Raw genomic sequence first — 16,954 nt, 5'->3', positions numbered from 1 at the left:
ATCGTAATCTTCGCATTCGGCGAGCAGGCGCTTATGGATACGCATCGCCGTGTGACGCTGCTTGTACCGATTTTTGCGATCCTCTTCAAGCCATTCTTGAATCAGCGGCTTAAACGGATCGAGCTTCGAGGGTTGCTCCGCTCCGCTTTTTTTCGGCTTCGCCTCAAACGCGTCGACCGCCATGTATTTGCTAACCGTCTTCCGTGTGATGTTCAACCGCTCGGCGATTGCGACGGGCCCCAGCCCCATCGCCTGCAAATCTTTGATCGTCTCGATCTGACTCATCTTCAGCATCTCCCGTCCCCGCACCCTTCGCTAATTCGTTACAAAGGGTATCGGAATCTCTATCTGCGTTCGTTTTACCCGAGACGATCAAGAGGGGTAATATTACACGATTTTTTGGGGTAGTTCGATTTGATCATTTAGGGTAATTTTATTTTACGATAGACAAAATTATAAGCAATAAAAAACACTTCGAGGGGATTCGTACAGGAACGAGTCGTCCGGTTGGAGAGCCTACGCCACGTTTTGTACCAAATACCGCACCAGAAGTGTTGGAACGCCCGCTGTCGGCCTATGATACACTCATGGAGGAGGTGGTGCTCCAGTGATTCTGCAACAGAGACTGGAGACTGCGATGCGCCACTTTGGATGGGTTCGCATACCCGAAATCCTACATCAGCACGCCGAAGAAGCGTCTAAACGAAATATACCGTATTTGGAGTTTCTGGACAATCTTTTGGCGGAAGAACTGCTCGCCAAGCATGACCGGTTTATCCAAACGCGGACGCGTCTAGCGCATCTGCCTTTCCGAAAGACGTTGGACCAATTCGACTTTGCTTTTCAGCCGTCCATTGACGAGCGTCGCATCCGCGACTTGGCGACGCTTCGATTTATGGAGCATCAGGAGAATCTTGTTTTCCTTGGGCCGCCTGGTGTGGGCAAGACGCATCTTGCCGTCGCGCTTGGTCTCGAAGCGATAAAGCAGCGCTATACGGTCTATTTCATCACGGCGCACGATCTGGTGCAAACGCTGCTCACTGCACACATGACCAATGCGATTAAGCAGAAGATGAAGATGTTCATTAAGCCGGATCTGCTCATCATTGACGAGATCGGCTACCGAAAGATGGACGAGACCGCCGCTCACTTCTTCTTTCAAATCGTCTCAGAGCGATACGAACGCGGTTCTATCCTTCTTACGTCTAACAAATCGTTTGGTGCTTGGGGAGACATCTTCGGAGACACTGTGCTGGCCACAGCGATCCTCGATCGCCTCCTGCATCACTCCAGTACGGTAAACATCAAAGGTGAAAGCTACCGCATCAAGGAGAAGAAAAAAGCCGGCTTCTTTCGTCCCGAACATTCTGACGAGAGAGAAGCCGACCGATGAAACTGGGGAATTTTCGAGCGATTTTTTTGGGGAATTTTCGCCCGATCTTGACACATGGCGATTTACAGTTGAACTCGGCTTTGATGGTGAGGGAAAACGGATCCGTCATCGAAAGACGGTTTCTGGATTTACGAAAAAAGAAGCCGAAGTGGAACTGGCAAAGTTTATCACTGAAGTCAAATCGGGTACCTACTTTGAACCGGAGAAATTGACCTTTACGAATTTTGTCGAGGAATGGAGGCTTAAATACGCTCAAAAGCATTTGGAGACGCTCACGTATCGCAACTACATGTTTCATATCAAAAACCACATCCTACCCTATTTCGGCCATATGAGGCTGGATCAAGTAAAAACGCTACACATCGTTTCGTTCCTTACTGCCCTCTCCTCTCCCTCAGCAAGAAAAGATGGTCAGGAAAAAGCCTTATCCAGCAGTACGATTCAATACATCTACAGAGTATTACGAAATATCTTCAACATTGCTGTTGAATGGCGAATTATTAATCACAATCCCGTCGCCGATGTCAAAAAGCCAAAAGTTACTCCAAAAGAAGTTTCCGTCTACAACGAAGAAGAAGTGGCAGCCGTCTTTAAAGCTTTGAAGTCAGAGCCCTTAGAGTGGCGACTGCTGATTACGTTGGCTCTTACAATGGGTATGCGCCGCGGGAGCTGCTTGCACTGGAGTGGCCGCAGGTTGACCTGTAGAATGCGTATTTAGACGTCAAACAGTCATTCTCACTTACTCAGAAGGGAAATCCATTGATCAAGGCCCCGAAAACAAAGAGCTCTATTCGTCGCATATCCATACCGAGCAGCCTAATTCCGGATCTGATCAAGCTTCGTGAAAAAATGATTGCCGAGCGGGCTTTATTGGGCGACCAATGGCTTGGCGGTGACCACTCTTTTGTATTTTCCGCAACCAATGGAAAGGCAGTTTATTATTCGTACGCATCGCAATGGTGGAGAAACTTCACTGTCCGTGATGGCATTCGCTACATTCGATTTCACGATTTACGGCACACCTCTGCCACGCTACTCATCAATCAAGGAGTCCATGCCAAAGTAATTAGCAGCCGTCTAGGTCACGCGAACATCACAACAACGATGAACATTTATGGTCATGTATTGCAAAGCGCTGATAAGTCGGCAGCGGACAAAATGAATTCGCTTTTCAAAAAATGATGGTGCTCACAATTCCAGAATTCAATCCCATGATCCCAATGGGCCTAAATGACCCCCTAATCGCTAACAACACTTAAGCCAGAGATTTTCCCTCCCGAACTATCCAAACGCATATAACGACCTTTTCAGAAGCCGTCAGGGCACTTAAAATAGATCACCCATTAAAACTCTGCAGGGCCAATCTAACCTATTGTCTGTTAGATCGGTCCTTTGGTTTCACCATCGTTAAACGTTGGTATTCATCGAGATCCTCTTGCCAATTTAAACAGTCCGTCCCCCGCTATTGATGTATGTCCCCAAAATGTCCCCATAAGCAAATCAGCTCAAAAATCATAAGTCAATTAAACAATGACCAACATCTGCGAAAATCAAAAAATCCCTTGCTACGCAAGGGATTTCAGTTCTTAAATTATGGTGCGGTCGAGAGGACTCGAACCTCCACGGTATTGCTACCGCCAGCCCCTCAAGCTGGTGCGTCTGCCATTCCGCCACGACCGCATATCCTGTATCCGCTATTCCGGTTGGCTGCCGGAACGCTGACTGGTGAGCCATGAAGGACTCGAACCTTCGACACCCTGATTAAAAGTCAGGTGCTCTACCAACTGAGCTAATGGCTCTTGATGATTGGTGACCCGTAGGGGATTCGAACCCCTGTTACCTCCGTGAAAGGGAGGTGTCTTAACCCCTTGACCAACGGGCCACATTTGTTCTGTTTGCAGCCCGCTCAATCAGGCCTCGTTCAAACGACAAAAATGAGTATACCCGAAACTTTCGAGAAAGGCAAGCCCTTTTCGAAAGTTTTTTTATTTACAAAATGTGCTATCCTAAAAGCATTCCGAGGAGGGAAAATCATGCCCGAAATGATCCTATACGATACCCGTTCGCAGACCGTGCGGGAGACCGGCATCCGCGTGCCGGACGACGGCGAAATCGCCTGGATTCCGCTCATCGGCGCTCCCCCCGAGGAGATCGAGCGCCTCCTGGCGGACGTCTTCCGCTGCCATCCCTTGATCGTCGAAGATTGCATCAAGCTCAACCAACGCCCTAAGCTCGACAAATACGACAAGCATCTGCTGCTCACTTTTTTCCACGTTCAAGAAGATTTGTCCACTGTCGAGATCGAGCACGTCATCGGACCGAACTATGTCATCACCGTCTGTCCGCAGGAGATCGAGCCGCTCCGGACGGCTTCCGAAGACTTCCGGCGCTCCGCCCGATACATGGAGTTCTCGGGAGGCGTCCTGTACCGCCTGCTGGACCGCTGCGTGGATGGTTACGCGGACGTCGTCGACAAGGTGGACAACATTCTCGACGGACACGAGCGAGCCGTTTTCCGCAACCCTCACGTGCGGATCGCGGGCGAGGTGTTCCGGCTCAAGCGCAGACTCCACACGCTGCGGCGCATTTTCGCCGACGAGAAAGTGGCCCTGGGGCAGCTCAGCCACCAGCAATTCCCCTACAGCCGCCAGGAAGCCGACGTCTATTTCATCGATATTTACGACCATATCTCGCGGGTGCTCGATTCGATCGACTCGTTCCGGGAATCGATGACCGGCCTGCTGGAGCTGCAGCTCAACATGAAGTCCGACCGGATGAACGAGATTATGAAGACGCTGACGATCATCAGCTCGATTTTCCTGCCGCTGACGTTCCTCGTCGGCGTTTACGGCATGAATTTCCGCGTCATGCCCGAGCTAAACTGGACATACGGCTATCCGGCCTTGTGGCTCGTCATGGTGTTGGTGGCCGTCGGCCTGTGGCGGTACTACAAACGGAAGAAATGGCTGTAAAAATCCAAAAGAGCCTGTCCGGCTGCCCGGAACAGGCTCTTCAAACATCGCCTTTGCTGGCGGAGAGAGAGGGATTCGAACCCTCGCGGCTGTTACACCCTAACGCTTTAGCAAAGCGCCCCCTTCGGCCTCTTGGGTACCTCTCCAAAATGGCTCCCCGAACAGGACTCGAACCTGTGACAACTCGATTAACAGTCGAGTGCTCTACCAACTGAGCTATCAGGGAACGTCGTTTCTCAAAAGCGACATGTATTAATTTAGCATGGTTCAATTGTGAAGTCAAGCGTTTGGACAATATTTTTTTATGGGCGACAAAAGGGGCCGAACCGAGCCTTAACGGCTCGCGGAATCGGCTTGCGGCGCCTCGACCAGCTTGAGCCGGCCGCGGCATTTCCCGCACGCGTACTTGCGCGGATCGGCCTTGCGCTTGCGCGGATACGACATCCCGCAATCGCGGCAGACGAGCAAATATTTGACCGGCAGGCTGCGCCTCGCCCCGGGCAGCGACTTGCAGTGCAGCGTTGCGCCGACCTGCTTCAGCAGCCGCTTGAAATCCGCGTCGCGGTGACGGTATCCCCGCCCCGCCAAATGCAAATGATAATGGCAAAGCTCGTGCTTGATGATCCGCTCCGTCTCTTCCCGGCCGTAAACGGCGAGCTGGTGCGGGCTGATCTCGATATGGTGGCTCTTCAGAAAATAGCGGCCGCCGGTTGTCCGCAGCCGTCCGTTAAACGTGGCTTTATGCCGGAACGGAAGACCGAACGCCGACAGCGACACGGCTTCCACCCAGCTTTGCAGTTCGCCGTCGTTCAATCATGACGCCTCCTCGCTTGTCTACTTGAATTGTAGACTCCGGTTGGGCTACACTGTCAAGTAGAATTTGTCGACCGAGGGGAGAACACGCCGCCATGTCCAACAAGGCTTATGTCCTGATGCAGCGCCGAGACGGAAGCCTGTTTTTCGTCGAGATGCCCGCAACGCACGCTTACCAGCTGAGCGCCCTGAATTTGAGGCTTCATAAAGAACTGTCCAAGCTGACCGCCGACAACGTTCCCGAGCTGCCGAGAGCCGTTGCGGAATGCGCGGGAGTGGAACTGTTGGACGAGAACGACGCGCCGGTAAGCGGGCTTCGGTATATCGACGAGCTGGAGCGTTCCTTCGCCTCCATTCGGGAGACCGCCTATCCGCTCGTCTCGCTCTTGACCGAAATTCGCGCCCTTCAGGCGCAGCTCGAGCAGTGGTACGAGGAAGAGGAAGAAGGGTCCCTTTAATTCGGGCGCCGTCGACGAGGGACCTGCACGGTCATAAGCCCGCTTCCATATGCTAGTAAAGCAGCACGATACGGGAGGAGGGCGACAGCAATGCCGCAATGGCTGTGCAACCAGCTCATGAGGGCGTATCTCAAGAAGGATCGCCGGCAGATCAAAATGCTGAACGACTGCTGGTTCTTCTATCAGCGACAGTCCCCGGAGGGTTCATCGTCCACGGTGCCGAATACCCAGCCGTCGCGATAAGGCCGGCAAACGCGCCGCACCGCCGGTTAACAATAAAGGCCGCCTCCTTCGCATGATGCCCTTGCGGAAGGATGGCGGCCTTTGACTTGCGCCGGGAGGCGTTGAGAGATCGGGCAAGCGGCGGACGGCTGCAAAGCCGAGACGGGATATCATCGTCGACACCGTATTCCGGCATCTCGTGCCGCGTAAGGAGCTGCCGCCTTAACTCCCATGCGTTGCGTTGCCTTGCCTAACGAATCGTATAATTCTTATGCGCGTCAAAAATGGGGGGGTTGCGAATCTAACGAACTTCAGCGGCGTTAATGAAGGGAAAAACGAAGAAAATGCCGTCCATAGCCGCCAATAGCGATTCTGGAGTTCGTTACAATTTCAAAGCACGTTTTTGCGATCGAATACCGCTTACCGGGTTCGTTAGCCGTATGAACGAGCACCCGGCCCCCACGAGGTCATGGGCGGAGCCCCAACGCCTAACCCATCATTAAAGATACGCCGATTGGGAAAACGAAAAGATCGGCAGTGCGGCCGTACAATCCCCCGGATGAGAACGAGAGGCAACCGATACTCCGGATATAACGAAACGAGAGGCGCCCATTCTGCAGTCCGAGTCCGATCCGTCGGCTGCCGGCGCCCCCCCTTTCCTATTGCCCTTGCGCTTCCGCTCTTCCCTTCATCGTCAGGCTGACGCGTCCCTTTTTCAAATCCACTCCGATCACCCAAACCTTGACCGTATCGCCCACGGCGACGACCTCGGTCGGATGCTTGACGAACTTGTCGCTGAGCTGCGAGATGTGCACCAAGCCGTCGTTCTTGATCCCGATGTCGACGAACGCGCCGAAATCGACAACGTTCCGGACCGTCCCCTGAAGCTCCATGCCCGGCTTCAAATCCTCGATGTCCAGCACGTCGGTATGGAAAATCGGCGGCGGCAGCTCGTCCCGCGGATCGCGCCCGGGACGCTGCAGGCTGTCGATAATGTCGCGCAGCGTCGGCGCCCCGACGGCCAGCTTCGCGGCCATTGCCTCGACTTCGACGGCGGCCAGCTTCGCCTTCAGCTCTTCGGTGCCGATCGCCGACAAGTCGAGCTTCAGCTCGCGGAACAATCGGTCGACCACCGGATACGATTCCGGATGGATCGGCGTTTTGTCGAGCGGGTTGCGGCCTTCCGGAATGCGCAGGAAGCCGACGCACTGCTCGAACGTCTTCGCGCCGAGACGGGGCACCTTCTGCAGCTGGGCGCGGTCCGTGAACGCTCCGTTCTCTTCGCGGAACTTCACGATGTTTCTGGCGATCGTCGCGTTGATGCCGGACACGTACGAGAGCAGCGAAGGCGACGCGGTGTTCACGTCCACGCCGACGTGGTTGACCGCGGATTCGACGACGCCTGCCAGGCTCTCGTCCAGCCGCTTCTGCGACACGTCGTGCTGGTACTGGCCGACGCCGATCGCCTTCGGCTCGATCTTGACAAGCTCGGCGAGCGGATCCTGCAGCCTGCGCGCGATGGAGACGGCGCTGCGTTCGGCGACGTCGAGGTCGGGGAACTCCTCCTGCGCCAGCTTCGACGCCGAATAGACGCTGGCTCCCGCCTCGCTGACGATCAAATATTGCAAGCCGCGCTCCGGCATGCCTTTGATGACGCCGGCGACGAACTGTTCCGTCTCGCGCGAGGCGGTGCCGTTGCCGATGACGATCAGCGTCACGCCGTACTGCTCGATGAGGCGCCGGAATAGCGCCTCGGCTTCCGCCTTCTTGTTGTGCGGCGGCGTCGGGTAAGACACCGCCACCTCGAGCAGCTTGCCCGTTTCGTCCACGACCGCAAGCTTGCAGCCCGTCCGGTAAGCGGGATCGACGCCGAGCACGACGCGCCCCTTCACCGGCGGCTGGAGCAGCAGATTGCGCAAATTTTCGGAGAAAATGCCGATCGCATGTTCCTCCGCCTTCTCCGTCAGCTCGGCGCGCAGCTCCCGCTCGATGGACGGCGCGATCAGCCGCTTGTACGCGTCTTCGGCCGCGGCGGCGAGCAGCTCCCGCGCAACCGAAGGTCCGCGGATCAGCCGGCGCTGCAGCTCGTCCACGATTCGTTCGGCGGGCACTTCGATGCCGACGCTGAGCACCTCCTCGCGCTCCCCGCGATTGATCGCGAGCACGCGGTGCGGGGGCAGCCGCTTCACCGGCTCGGAATAGTTATAGTACATTTCGTACACCGATTCGGCCTCGGCGTCCTTCGCTTTGCTCCGCAGCACGCCGTGGTCCCACGTGAACCGGCGCACCTGCCTGCGCGCGTTCGCATCGTCGGCGAGCCCTTCCGCCACGATGTCCATCGCGCCCTGCAGCGCTTCCTCCGCCGTCTCGACGCCCTTCGCTTCGTCTATGTAACGCGCCGCCTCCGCCAGCGGATCGCCCTGGCGCGGCTGCGACAGCAGCCATTGCGCGAGCGGCTCGAGCCCCCGCTCCTTGGCGACGCTCGCCCGCGTTTTGCGCTTCTGGCGGTACGGCCGGTACAGGTCCTCGACCTCCTGCAGCTTGACCGCCGCCGCGATCGCGCTCTCCAGCTCGGGCGTCAGCTTGCCCTGCTCGCCGATGAGCCGCAGCACCTCGCCCTTGCGGTCCTCCAACTGCTTCAAATAACCGCGGCGCTCCTCGATCGCCCTCAGCTGGTTCTCGTCGAGCTCGCCGGTCATCTCCTTGCGGTAGCGCGCGATGAAAGGAATCGTGTTCCCCTCGTCGAGCAGCCCCGCCACCGTCCGAACCTGTCCGGGCGACAGCCCCAGCTCTCCGGCGATTTGCCTGATCATTCGTTCCGCGGCTTCCTGCGCGGCTGCTTCCGTCTGTACAGCTTCGCTCATGTCCCCGACTCCTCCTCGTCGTATCGCCGGAATCGCCGACCGGCACCGGCCGGCGAAACCGCCAAAGGACGCTCCCCCAAGCAAAAGCGCCTTCGGCGTCTTCGGACGCCGAAGGCGCTTTGCGTAAGACCATTCAGACAGGAACTTATCTATTCTGAATGATCGGGGGAAGCGCCCCTTTTTTCACAGCTTTGTTGGCACGCCCGCTCCGCCCCGATAACCAAGCGCCCCAAGCGCGAAACGGGTCACGTCTTCGATTTTCTGCTCCGTCGTCAGCGGAGGCTCGCTCAGCACCGGCGTAAACAGCTCGAAATCCCGGGGGAACAGCAGCCCCCCCATATATACAGAAACGTGCTGTCCAGCGAACGGAACCGGAAAACGCCTTGGCGGCGGCCCGCTTCGAGCAATCTCCTCGCCATGTCCCAGAACGGCAGCAAGTACTCGCGAATGATCGGGGTCCGGGAAGGAGAGCGCGACGTTGGCGTTAGCCTCCTCGCAAATTTGCCGTATCGTCGTCCCGTCGAAGCCTTGACGGGAGAACAGCTTCTTCGCGGCCATCGTCCATCGGGCTATGTTCTATTATGAACAAGCCCTGCGCCCGAAGCAAGCGTTCACCCTCTGCCATGGGCGGCCGAAGCGGCGGCGCGAGTCAGCCGCTGCGGCTTCAGAGCAACGGCCAGCGCTCCAACCGCAATCGCGGCCGCGGCGATGATCAGCATCGTCCCAACCGCTTCCCCCAGTCCGCCGCCTCCGAACAGGACGTCCATAAGGCCTTGAACCGCATACGTCGCCGGCAGCGCTCGGCCCAGATGAATGTAGAATTCCGGCAGCAGCTCCCGCAGCACCATCGCGCCCGATGACGCCAGCTGGGCCGACAGCAGCAGGATGTTGAACAGCATGCCGCCCATGCCGAACAGAAGAAGGAACATTTGGCTGATTCGCTTGACCGCCAAGCGCCATGACGAGCGACGTCCCGACCAGCGATACGACGACGGCGGCCGCCAGATTGATCACGGCGCGCGCACCGAACCTTTGCCACTTGCCGTGCGCGGCCGCGACCGTCATCGACGACTGCTCCATATTCATTCCCATAATCATCGCCCCGACGAACGAGGCGAGCACCATCATCATCGGCACCATCTGGTGTTTCAACCCGTCGACCCGGTTGATCGACTTCACGTCGGACACGACCCGCTCGGACAGCGATGCGGCGGCCGCCGAAGCCTGCTCCGCGGGGACGTTCGCCTTCGCCAGCAACTGCGTCACCCCTTGGCCGATCGCCGTCTTGTTGACGGTGGCGGTCACCTGGGCGGCGACCGAGGTCATCATGCTTTTGATCGTGGCCGGGTTGGATTCGTTGAGCGTATATTCGATCGAAGCCGTTTTCCCCGAATCGGCCGCATCCGCCGAGAACGTGGATGGAATCCGGATGACCATCTGGAGCTCCCGATCGTTCAGCTTCCGCAGCGCTTCCTCGTTATCCGGGATCATTTCATCATATTTATCGCCTATGCGCAATCCGTTCTTTATAGGAGCTCGGAGGCAGGCCGCAGAACGCTGTAGACAATGAAGCAATGCTCGACACGCGAGTTTTTTCTTGCTCATTTTTGACCGAAATCCATTAATGTAACCGCTTTACAAATAAATTTCAGTCATATATAATCAAAAACAAGAACAAATGAGCAAACTCAATCAACTTATCTGCACGCACTCTCCCATCCATGGAGAAAGGAGCTCTCCCCATGTTGTTCGAAGAAGAACGCAAGCGGAAAATCGCCGAATACGTTCAACAGAAAAACCGGGCCTCCGTTCCCGAATTGGCGTCCTTGCTGCAGGTGTCGGAATCGACGATCCGCAGGGACCTCCGCGATCTGGAAGAAGCGAAGCAGCTTCGCCGGACGCACGGAGGAGCCGTCGCCCTGCAAATCGCGGATAACGTCGAGCCCTCCTTTATAGAAAAAGAAGACCGGTACAGGCGGCAGAAGGAACGGATCGCCAGAGCGGCTCTCGGTTTGGTGGAAGAGAACGACACGATCTTTCTCGACTCCGGCACGACGACCTACGAGCTTGCCAAGCTTCTCAAATCGTTCGGCCGATTGACGGTCGTGACCAACTCGACGATGGTTCTCGAGGAACTCCGAAACCTGCCGCAAATCGAGCTTCTCATGACCGGAGGAACGCTCCGTCATCAGACCCAAGCCATGGTCGGTCCCATAGCCGACAGAACCATCGCTTCCATTCATGTAGACAAACTGTTTCTGGCCACGAACGGGATCGATCCCGCAGGCGGCCTGACCACTCCGAATTTGATCGAAGCCGCGACGAAGCGCTGCATGATCCAGGCGGCCGAGAAGGTCATCCTGCTCTGCGACCACAGCAAATTCGGCAAGGTGGCGTTCGCGAAATTCGCCGATCTGACGGAAATCCATCACTGCGTCATCGACGAAGGATTGCCCGCCGACGCCGCGGCGGAGCTGGAATCGGAAGGCATCCAAGTCACGCTTGCAAAGGAATGAACGCTTATGATTTTGACGGTCACCTTGAATCCGTCCATCGATAAAACGGTCCGTGTGGACCGGCTGATTCCGTCCCGCTTGAATCGCATCCATAGCGTGCGAATGGACGCGGGGGGCAAGGGGATCAACGTGGCCAAAGTGTTGAAGCGGTTTTCCGCGGAGGTGGCCGCATGGGGGTTGACCGCAGGCTATGCTGGGCGCTTCTTGAGCCAGAAGCTGAACGAGTTGGGCATCCCCTCCTTCTTCCTCGAGGCCGAGGGGCAGACCCGAACGAATCTCAAAGTGGTGGACGAATCCACCCGCGAGACGACCGAGCTGAACGAGCCCGGGCCTACGATCACCCCTGAAGTGCTGAAGCAATTCGAAGATCGCTTCGACCGGGAGCTTCCGCAAGCTTCGCTTGTCGTCCTGGCCGGGAGTCTCCCGCCGGGGGTCCCGCCCGATTATTACGGCCGTTTGATCGAGATCGCCGGCAGGCGCGGAGTCAAAGTCATTCTCGATGCGGACGGTGACGCTCTCGCCCATGGCATCGAGGCAGTCCCCTATGCGATCAAGCCGAACATCCACGAATTGGAGAAGCTGTGCGGCCGGACGCTGTCTTCCGACGAAGACGTCATCCGGGCGGCAGACCCGCTGCTCGCGAAGGGAATCCGTTACGTCGTCGTCTCCATGGGCGGAAGAGGTTCGCTGCTGCTGAGCAAGGAGGAACGAATCCGGGCGGCGCCGTTCCCGATCGAGCCCCAGAGCACGGTCGGCGCCGGCGATTCCATGGTAGCGGCGATGGCCTTCTGCATCCTGCAGGGCATTTCATTGGAACAAACGGCCCGGTGGGCGACTGCGGCCGGAACGATAACCGCTTCCAAGCCGGGAACGGACGTCTGCACCCTGCAGGAGGTCGTGGAGAAGCTGCCGTTCGTTCAGGTTGAACGCTTGACCTAATTTCATTCCGTCAGGAGGAAATCTTCCATGAAAAAAATTATTGCCGTAACGGCTTGTCCGACCGGAGTCGCCCATACGTACCTGGCCGCGGAATCGCTTCTTAAGACGGCGAAGGAGAAGCGGATCGAGATCAAAGTCGAGACGCGGGGCGCGGTCGGCGTCGAGAACGAGCTGACCGAGCAGGACATCGCCGAAGCCCATGCGGTCATCGTCGCCGCCGATACCGACGTGCTGGAATCGCGGTTCGCGGGCAAACCCGTCGTCCGCGTACCCGTCGCTCAGGCGATCAAAAATCCGGCCGGGCTCCTGGAGGAAGCTCTAAGCATGAAGGCCGCCGAGGAATCCGATTATATCAAGCAGGTCGAGCAAACGAAAGCGGAGCGCGGCAAAGCCCGTTCCGGTCCTTACAAGCATCTGATGACAGGGGTTTCCCATATGCTGCCCCTCGTCGTCGCAGGCGGCCTGCTGATCGCAATCTCCTTCATGTTCGGCATTCACGCTTTCGAGCAGCAAGGAACGTTGCCGGCCGCCTTCATGAGCATCGGCAGCGGCGCCGCCTTCGCCTTGATGGTTCCCGTTCTCTCCGGCTTCATCGCCTTCTCGATCGCCGAGAAGCCCGGTCTCGCGCCCGGATTGATCGGAGGCATGCTGGCCTCCCAGAACGGCGCCGGCTTCCTGGGCGGCATCGCGGCCGGCTTCCTCGCCGGCTACGTGACGAAATGGCTGAAAACGTATATCAAGCTGCCGAAAAACTTCGAAGGGCTCAAGCCGATTCTCATTCTTCCGCTGCTCGCTTCCGGCATTGTCGGACTTGCGATGATTTACGTCATCGGAGAGCCGGTCAAGTGGCTGATGGACGCGCTGACGCAATGGCTGCAAACGCTCGGTTCCGCCAACGCGGCTCTGCTCGGCCTGCTCCTCGGGGCGATGATGGCGTTCGACATGGGCGGTCCGATCAACAAAGCCGCTTATACGTTCTCGGTGGGCTTGCTGGCCAGCCATGTCTACGGACCGATGGCCGCCGTAATGGCGGCGGGCATGACGCCTCCGCTCGGTCTGTGGCTCGCGACTTTGATCGCGCGCAACAAATTTACGGCGGAGGAGCGGGAAGCCGGCAAATCGGCGGCCGTGCTCGGCATTTCCTTCATTACGGAAGGAGCCATCCCGTTCGCCGCTAGCGACCCGCTTCGCGTCATTCCGTCGATCGTCGCCGGTTCGGCCGTTACGGGCGCCCTGTCCATGCTGTTCGGCGCGACGCTTCAAGCTCCGCACGGAGGCATCTTCGTCCTTCCGATTCCGCATGTGGTCGGGCATCTGGGCTTGTACGCCCTCTCGATCGCGGCCGGAACGGTCGTTACCGCGCTGCTGTTGAAAATGTTCAAGAAAAATGTGAACGCTTAACGATTCCCTACCAACAGGAGGTTAACGATGCAAATCTCATCTCTGCTTCAAGAACAAGCGGTTCTCATTCCGCTGAATACGGCCGACAAGCAAACGAGCATCGAAGCGATGGTCGACGCCCTCGCCGCCGGCGGGAGCGTAACCGATAGAGACGCCTATCTTCAAGCCATCCTCGCCCGGGAGCAAACCGGTTCCACCGGCATCGGGTTCGGCTTCGCGATTCCGCACGGCAAATCGGCCGGCGTCTCGCGAGCGGCGCTCGCCTTCGCCAAGTTCGCCCGGCCGGTCGACTGGGATTCGCTCGACGGCAATCCCGTCCAGGCGGCGTTTATGATCGCCGTTCCTGCGGAGGCCGCAGGGAACGAACATTTGCAAATTTTGATCGCACTGTCCCGCAAGCTCATTCACGAGGAGTTCCGGGAGCAATTGCTGCAAGTGCAGAATGCCGAGCAATTGACGGACTTGCTCGAAACCATCTGACACGGAGGACCCGCCATGCTAACGAGAGAAGCGGTCATCGTAAACGAATCGGGCTTCCATATCCGGCCCGCCCAGCTGTTCACGGAACAAGCCGCCAAATTTACGTCGAAAATATCGATCGCCGTCAAGGGAACGAATACGGTCGCAGACGGCAAAAGCATTCTCGGTCTGATGACGCTCGGTTTGGCCAAAGGAAGCGAAATCGTCATCTCCGCGGAAGGAGCGGACGAACAAGAAGCGATTGACGCGCTTGCCGAGCTGGTGCAAAGCGGCTTCGGAGAGGCGTGAACAGGACTGTATTTGAAGGAAGGCGAATGGCACTATGAAGGAAACGAAAATAACAGGTCTGGGAGTCTCCGAAGGCGTTCGGATCGGCCGTGCGTTCGTCTACCGTCCGATTCGCGTGGAAGATGCGGAAGAACGGCGAACCGACGATCCCGCCGGCGAAGCGCTGCGGCTGCGGGAAGCGAAGGAACGCTGCCTGAAGGACCTCGAAGAGCTGGTTGCGCACACCGCAGCGACGCTCGGAGAAGATAAAGCGGTCATTCTCAAAGGTCAAATGAGCATGCTGAACGATCCGTCCCTCTATCCTCCGATGGAGCAGCTCATCGAGTCGGAAGGATGGTCCGCGGAGACGGCCGTACGGCGGATCGTCATCCAAACCGCGGGCCTGTTCGAGAGCATGGCCAGCGAGTATATGCGCGAGAGGGCTTCGGACGTCCGCGATCTGGGAAGCAGGCTCCTGCTTCATCTAAGGGCCCGAGAGGGCGCCCGGCTGTCGGATATCCGCGAGGAAGCGATCCTCGTCGCCGACGACCTGTCTCCTTCGGATACCGTGCAACTCGACAAGCGGCGGGTACTCGGCATCGTTACCCGCATCGGCGGCAAAACGTCCCACACCGCGATTCTGGCCGGATCGCTGGGCATCCCCGCCGTGCTGGGCGCCGGCTCCGGAATCGACGCGATCCATTCCGGCGACACGCTGGCTGTCGACGGAGGAACGGGCGATGTCGTCGTTCATCCGGACGCCGGGACGATGCGCGAGTACGGCGACAAGATGGCGCGGCAGGAAGAGGCGAAGCGCCGTCAGGAGGCTTTCGCGAACCGCGAAGCCGTTACCGTCGACGGGTTCCGCGCCGAGATCGGGGCGAACATCGGAACGCCGCAGGAAGCCGAAGGGTTGATCGGCATCGGGGCCGAAGGAATCGGGCTGTACCGCACGGAGTTCCTCTTCATGAGCCGCAGCTCGATGCCGGACGAAGACACGCAATTCCGGGCCTACCGATCGGCGGCGGAAGCGATGCAGGGGCGCCCCGTCGTCATCCGCACGCTGGACATCGGAGGCGATAAGGAGCTTCCGTACCTCGATGCGGAGCCCGAAGCCAATCCCTTCCTCGGTTACAGGGCGATTCGGCTCTGCCTGGGGCAGCAAGAGCTGCTCGCGACCCAGCTCCGTGCCATCCTTCGCGCCAGCGCCTACGGCAACGTCAAAATCATGTTCCCGATGATATCGGGGCTTCAGGAATGGAGACAAGCGAAGGCGATCTGCGAGGAAGCGCGGGAGGCGCTCCGGCGGGAAAACGTGCCGCATGCCGACAAAGTGGAAGTCGGCATGATGGTGGAGATTCCTTCGGCCGCTCTGCAAGCGGACCGATTCGCCCGGGAAGTCGACTTCTTCAGCATCGGCACCAACGACCTGGTTCAGTACACGTTGGCCGTCGATCGGATGAACGAGCGGGTAGCCGATCTGTACGATTATTTCCACCCTGCCGTGCTGCGCCTCATCAAGCAGGTGATCGACGCTTCCAACCGCCATGGCAAGTGGACCGGCATGTGCGGCTCGATGGCGGGCGATCCGATGGCGGCGCCGCTGCTCGTCGGTCTCGGCCTGCACGAATGGAGCATGGCCGCGCCGTCCGTGCCGAAGATCAAGGAAGCGATCTCACGGCTGAACGCCGAGGCGTGTTCGGCGCTCGCCGAACGGGTCCTGGATATGGACACGCCGCAGGACGTGCGCCGGGAGCTTAAGGCGTTCCTCGCCGGGATCGGCGGGAGCCTGCAATCATAATGCCATCAGGTCGATTTTAGAACCGTTGCGGCGGACGTTTGGCGAAAATACGAAGGGCTGTTCCGGCCGGTCGTCTCGACCTTCCGGAACAGCCCGTTGTTGCCATTTGAATATGTCAAAAATCGATGAGTCCGACGCTGATCAGCAGCGCGTCATCGACCTTGCGCATCATTTCCTCTTCCAGGTGGGTAATCTTGTCCGTCAACCGCTGCTTGTCGATCGTCCGAATTTGCTCCAGCAGCACGACCGAATCGCGGTCCAAGCCGTGAGCCTTCGCTTCGATCTCGACATGCGTCGGGAGTTTCGCTTTCTGAATTTGAGCGGTAATAGCCGCCACGATGACCGTCGGACTGAATCGGTTGCCGATATCGTTCTGGATCACCAGCACGGGGCGCACGCCGCCCTGCTCCGAACCGACCACCGGCGACAGATCCGCATAGAAAACATCCCCGCGTTTGACGATCAATGGATTACACCCCGCTTACAAGGCGTCCGAGAGTGCTTTCGGCATCTTCTTCCGCTTGAAACGCTTCCGATGCCATATTCAGGTTGATTTTGGCCATTTCCAAGTAGCCGCGCTGCATGGAATCGCGAATCAGCCGTTTTTTCCGCTCCACGAGATACTGCTTCATCGCCTGGCGAATAATTTCGCTTCGATTCGTGTTCTCCTTGGCGACGACGAAGTCGACCTCGCGCAGCAGGTGATCCGGCAAACTGATCATAATCCGCTTCGTATTGTGAACATTGGCCACCGAACAAGCACCTCCAAGTATTTACCAACCCATAACCTAATTCCCAGTATGCCGTACCCAAGAAGAAATATACGGC

General features: G+C 57.9%; 18 protein-coding genes, 5 tRNA genes and 2 pseudogenes. 12 read left to right on the top strand and 13 right to left on the bottom strand.

All coding sequences use genetic code 11. From position 1 onward, the window contains the following. Positions 1 to 285: pseudogene (locus G485_RS0119645) on the bottom strand (IS21 family transposase); the annotation flags it as partial. 322 nt (positions 286 to 607) lie between these two features. Here G485_RS0119645 and istB point away from each other — a divergent pair. The 3 genes from istB to G485_RS31080 are packed head-to-tail and all read left to right on the top strand — an operon-like array spanning position 608 to position 2,575. Further along, on the top strand, positions 608 to 1,393 hold the full coding sequence (istB, locus tag G485_RS0119640) for an IS21-like element helper ATPase IstB (RefSeq protein ID WP_027093927.1): 786 nt from the start codon (positions 608 to 610) through the stop codon (positions 1,391 to 1,393). Beyond that, positions 1,311 to 2,111, top strand: a complete 801-nt coding sequence (locus G485_RS31085; RefSeq protein ID WP_240489213.1) for a tyrosine-type recombinase/integrase — start codon at positions 1,311 to 1,313, stop codon at positions 2,109 to 2,111. The genes istB and G485_RS31085 overlap by 83 nt, the downstream gene beginning before the upstream one ends. Positions 2,112 to 2,152: 41 nt before the next feature. Continuing rightward, positions 2,153 to 2,575 carry a site-specific integrase gene (locus G485_RS31080; protein WP_240489212.1) on the top strand — a complete coding sequence of 141 codons (423 nt, stop codon included), beginning with the start codon at positions 2,153 to 2,155 and terminating at the stop codon, positions 2,573 to 2,575. Positions 2,576 to 2,987: 412 nt separating this feature from the next. Here the strand turns inward: G485_RS31080 and G485_RS0119630 are convergent. The 3 genes from G485_RS0119630 to G485_RS0119620 form a co-directional block, all read right to left on the bottom strand. Further along, positions 2,988 to 3,073, bottom strand: a tRNA-Leu gene (locus G485_RS0119630). 43 nt (positions 3,074 to 3,116) lie between these two features. Further along, positions 3,117 to 3,192: transfer RNA gene (locus G485_RS0119625), tRNA-Lys, on the bottom strand. Positions 3,193 to 3,200: 8 nt separating this feature from the next. Next, a tRNA-Glu gene (locus G485_RS0119620) sits at positions 3,201 to 3,275 on the bottom strand. A gap of 151 nt (positions 3,276 to 3,426) precedes the next feature. Between G485_RS0119620 and corA the strand changes: the two genes are divergently transcribed. Further along, complete coding sequence (gene corA / locus G485_RS0119615; protein WP_051318424.1) at positions 3,427 to 4,365, top strand: magnesium/cobalt transporter CorA; 939 nt, start codon at positions 3,427 to 3,429, stop codon at positions 4,363 to 4,365. A 57-nt stretch (positions 4,366 to 4,422) separates the two neighbouring features. Here corA and G485_RS0119610 read toward each other — a convergent pair. The 3 genes from G485_RS0119610 to G485_RS0119600 form a co-directional block, all read right to left on the bottom strand. After that, a tRNA-Ser gene (locus G485_RS0119610) sits at positions 4,423 to 4,511 on the bottom strand. 4 nt (positions 4,512 to 4,515) lie between these two features. Then, positions 4,516 to 4,591 (bottom strand) — tRNA-Asn (locus G485_RS0119605). A gap of 107 nt (positions 4,592 to 4,698) precedes the next feature. Continuing rightward, entirely contained in the window at positions 4,699 to 5,178 is a 480-nt protein-coding gene (locus G485_RS0119600) for a SprT family protein (protein ID WP_027093925.1), read from the bottom strand. A gap of 95 nt (positions 5,179 to 5,273) precedes the next feature. On the opposite strand from G485_RS0119600, the gene G485_RS0119595 reads away from it, so the two are divergent. Together G485_RS0119595 and cmpA are read left to right on the top strand one after the other, a co-directional pair. After that, positions 5,274 to 5,636: a hypothetical protein gene (locus G485_RS0119595; protein WP_027093924.1), complete on the top strand. Its 363-nt coding sequence runs from the start codon at positions 5,274 to 5,276 to the stop codon at positions 5,634 to 5,636. Positions 5,637 to 5,726: 90 nt separating this feature from the next. Beyond that, complete coding sequence (gene cmpA, locus G485_RS30160; RefSeq protein ID WP_156922506.1) at positions 5,727 to 5,879, top strand: cortex morphogenetic protein CmpA; 153 nt, start codon at positions 5,727 to 5,729, stop codon at positions 5,877 to 5,879. A gap of 638 nt (positions 5,880 to 6,517) precedes the next feature. Here the strand turns inward: cmpA and G485_RS27395 are convergent. The 4 genes and pseudogenes from G485_RS27395 to G485_RS31590 all read right to left on the bottom strand — a co-directional run. Further along, a complete protein-coding gene (locus G485_RS27395; RefSeq protein WP_035157305.1) occupies positions 6,518 to 8,722 on the bottom strand; it encodes a Tex family protein in 2,205 nt (734 codons plus the stop codon). Between the two features lie 183 nt (positions 8,723 to 8,905). Further along, the gene (locus G485_RS30155) at positions 8,906 to 9,280 is read right to left on the bottom strand and encodes a TetR family transcriptional regulator (protein ID WP_027093923.1); all 375 of its coding nucleotides are present in this window, start codon (positions 9,278 to 9,280) and stop codon (positions 8,906 to 8,908) included. A 53-nt stretch (positions 9,281 to 9,333) separates the two neighbouring features. Next, complete coding sequence (locus G485_RS31075; RefSeq protein WP_051318423.1) at positions 9,334 to 9,651, bottom strand: ABC-2 transporter permease; 318 nt, start codon at positions 9,649 to 9,651, stop codon at positions 9,334 to 9,336. A gap of 106 nt (positions 9,652 to 9,757) precedes the next feature. After that, positions 9,758 to 10,159 (bottom strand): annotated as a pseudogene (locus tag G485_RS31590) (YhgE/Pip domain-containing protein); the annotation flags it as partial. A gap of 305 nt (positions 10,160 to 10,464) precedes the next feature. Here G485_RS31590 and G485_RS0119565 point away from each other — a divergent pair. From G485_RS0119565 to ptsP, 6 genes are read left to right on the top strand one after another with little or no spacing between them, the layout of a single operon-like run. Next, positions 10,465 to 11,238, top strand: a complete 774-nt coding sequence (locus G485_RS0119565; RefSeq protein WP_027093921.1) for a DeoR/GlpR family DNA-binding transcription regulator — start codon at positions 10,465 to 10,467, stop codon at positions 11,236 to 11,238. Between the two features lie 6 nt (positions 11,239 to 11,244). Continuing rightward, positions 11,245 to 12,177 (top strand): 1-phosphofructokinase, encoded by a 933-nt coding sequence (pfkB, locus tag G485_RS0119560; RefSeq protein WP_027093920.1) that lies wholly within the window; start codon positions 11,245 to 11,247, stop codon positions 12,175 to 12,177. Between the two features lie 27 nt (positions 12,178 to 12,204). Then, complete coding sequence (locus G485_RS0119555; RefSeq protein ID WP_027093919.1) at positions 12,205 to 13,578, top strand: PTS fructose transporter subunit IIC; 1,374 nt, start codon at positions 12,205 to 12,207, stop codon at positions 13,576 to 13,578. Positions 13,579 to 13,605: 27 nt separating this feature from the next. Then, positions 13,606 to 14,058 (top strand): PTS sugar transporter subunit IIA, encoded by a 453-nt coding sequence (locus G485_RS0119550; RefSeq protein ID WP_027093918.1) that lies wholly within the window; start codon positions 13,606 to 13,608, stop codon positions 14,056 to 14,058. A 15-nt stretch (positions 14,059 to 14,073) separates the two neighbouring features. After that, positions 14,074 to 14,346: an HPr family phosphocarrier protein gene (locus G485_RS0119545; RefSeq protein ID WP_027093917.1), complete on the top strand. Its 273-nt coding sequence runs from the start codon at positions 14,074 to 14,076 to the stop codon at positions 14,344 to 14,346. Between the two features lie 34 nt (positions 14,347 to 14,380). Further along, positions 14,381 to 16,126, top strand: coding sequence for a phosphoenolpyruvate--protein phosphotransferase (ptsP, locus tag G485_RS0119540; RefSeq protein ID WP_027093916.1), 1,746 nt, complete (start codon positions 14,381 to 14,383; stop codon positions 16,124 to 16,126). 115 nt (positions 16,127 to 16,241) lie between these two features. Here ptsP and G485_RS0119535 read toward each other — a convergent pair whose 3' ends face one another. Continuing rightward, positions 16,242 to 16,592 (bottom strand): type II toxin-antitoxin system PemK/MazF family toxin, encoded by a 351-nt coding sequence (locus G485_RS0119535; RefSeq protein WP_027093915.1) that lies wholly within the window; start codon positions 16,590 to 16,592, stop codon positions 16,242 to 16,244. Between the two features lie 4 nt (positions 16,593 to 16,596). Continuing rightward, complete coding sequence (locus tag G485_RS0119530; RefSeq protein WP_027093914.1) at positions 16,597 to 16,878, bottom strand: CopG family ribbon-helix-helix protein; 282 nt, start codon at positions 16,876 to 16,878, stop codon at positions 16,597 to 16,599. Between the last annotated feature and the right edge of the window lie 76 nt (positions 16,879 to 16,954).

The sequence above is a fragment of the Cohnella thermotolerans DSM 17683 genome, from assembly GCF_000429825.1.
GTDB classification, from domain to species: domain Bacteria; phylum Bacillota; class Bacilli; order Paenibacillales; family Paenibacillaceae; genus Cohnella; species Cohnella thermotolerans.
This window is presented reverse-complemented; position numbering and strand designations above follow the sequence as displayed.

Excerpts from the sequence above, each read along its gene's own strand:
- corA (WP_051318424.1), top strand. The coding sequence starts at position 3,427 with ATGCCCGAAATGATCCTATACGATACCCGTTCGCAGACCGTGCGGGAG.
- G485_RS0119595 (WP_027093924.1), top strand. The coding sequence starts at position 5,274 with ATGTCCAACAAGGCTTATGTCCTGATGCAGCGCCGAGACGGAAGCCTG.
- cmpA (WP_156922506.1), top strand. The coding sequence starts at position 5,727 with ATGCCGCAATGGCTGTGCAACCAGCTCATGAGGGCGTATCTCAAGAAG.
- G485_RS27395 (WP_035157305.1), bottom strand. The coding sequence starts at position 8,722 with ATGAGCGAAGCTGTACAGACGGAAGCAGCCGCGCAGGAAGCCGCGGAA.
- G485_RS30155 (WP_027093923.1), bottom strand. The coding sequence starts at position 9,280 with ATGGCCGCGAAGAAGCTGTTCTCCCGTCAAGGCTTCGACGGGACGACG.
- G485_RS31075 (WP_051318423.1), bottom strand. The coding sequence starts at position 9,651 with ATGTTCCTTCTTCTGTTCGGCATGGGCGGCATGCTGTTCAACATCCTG.
- G485_RS0119565 (WP_027093921.1), top strand. The coding sequence starts at position 10,465 with ATGTTGTTCGAAGAAGAACGCAAGCGGAAAATCGCCGAATACGTTCAA.
- pfkB (WP_027093920.1), top strand. The coding sequence starts at position 11,245 with ATGATTTTGACGGTCACCTTGAATCCGTCCATCGATAAAACGGTCCGT.
- G485_RS0119555 (WP_027093919.1), top strand. The coding sequence starts at position 12,205 with ATGAAAAAAATTATTGCCGTAACGGCTTGTCCGACCGGAGTCGCCCAT.
- G485_RS0119550 (WP_027093918.1), top strand. The coding sequence starts at position 13,606 with ATGCAAATCTCATCTCTGCTTCAAGAACAAGCGGTTCTCATTCCGCTG.
- G485_RS0119545 (WP_027093917.1), top strand. The coding sequence starts at position 14,074 with ATGCTAACGAGAGAAGCGGTCATCGTAAACGAATCGGGCTTCCATATC.
- ptsP (WP_027093916.1), top strand. The coding sequence starts at position 14,381 with ATGAAGGAAACGAAAATAACAGGTCTGGGAGTCTCCGAAGGCGTTCGG.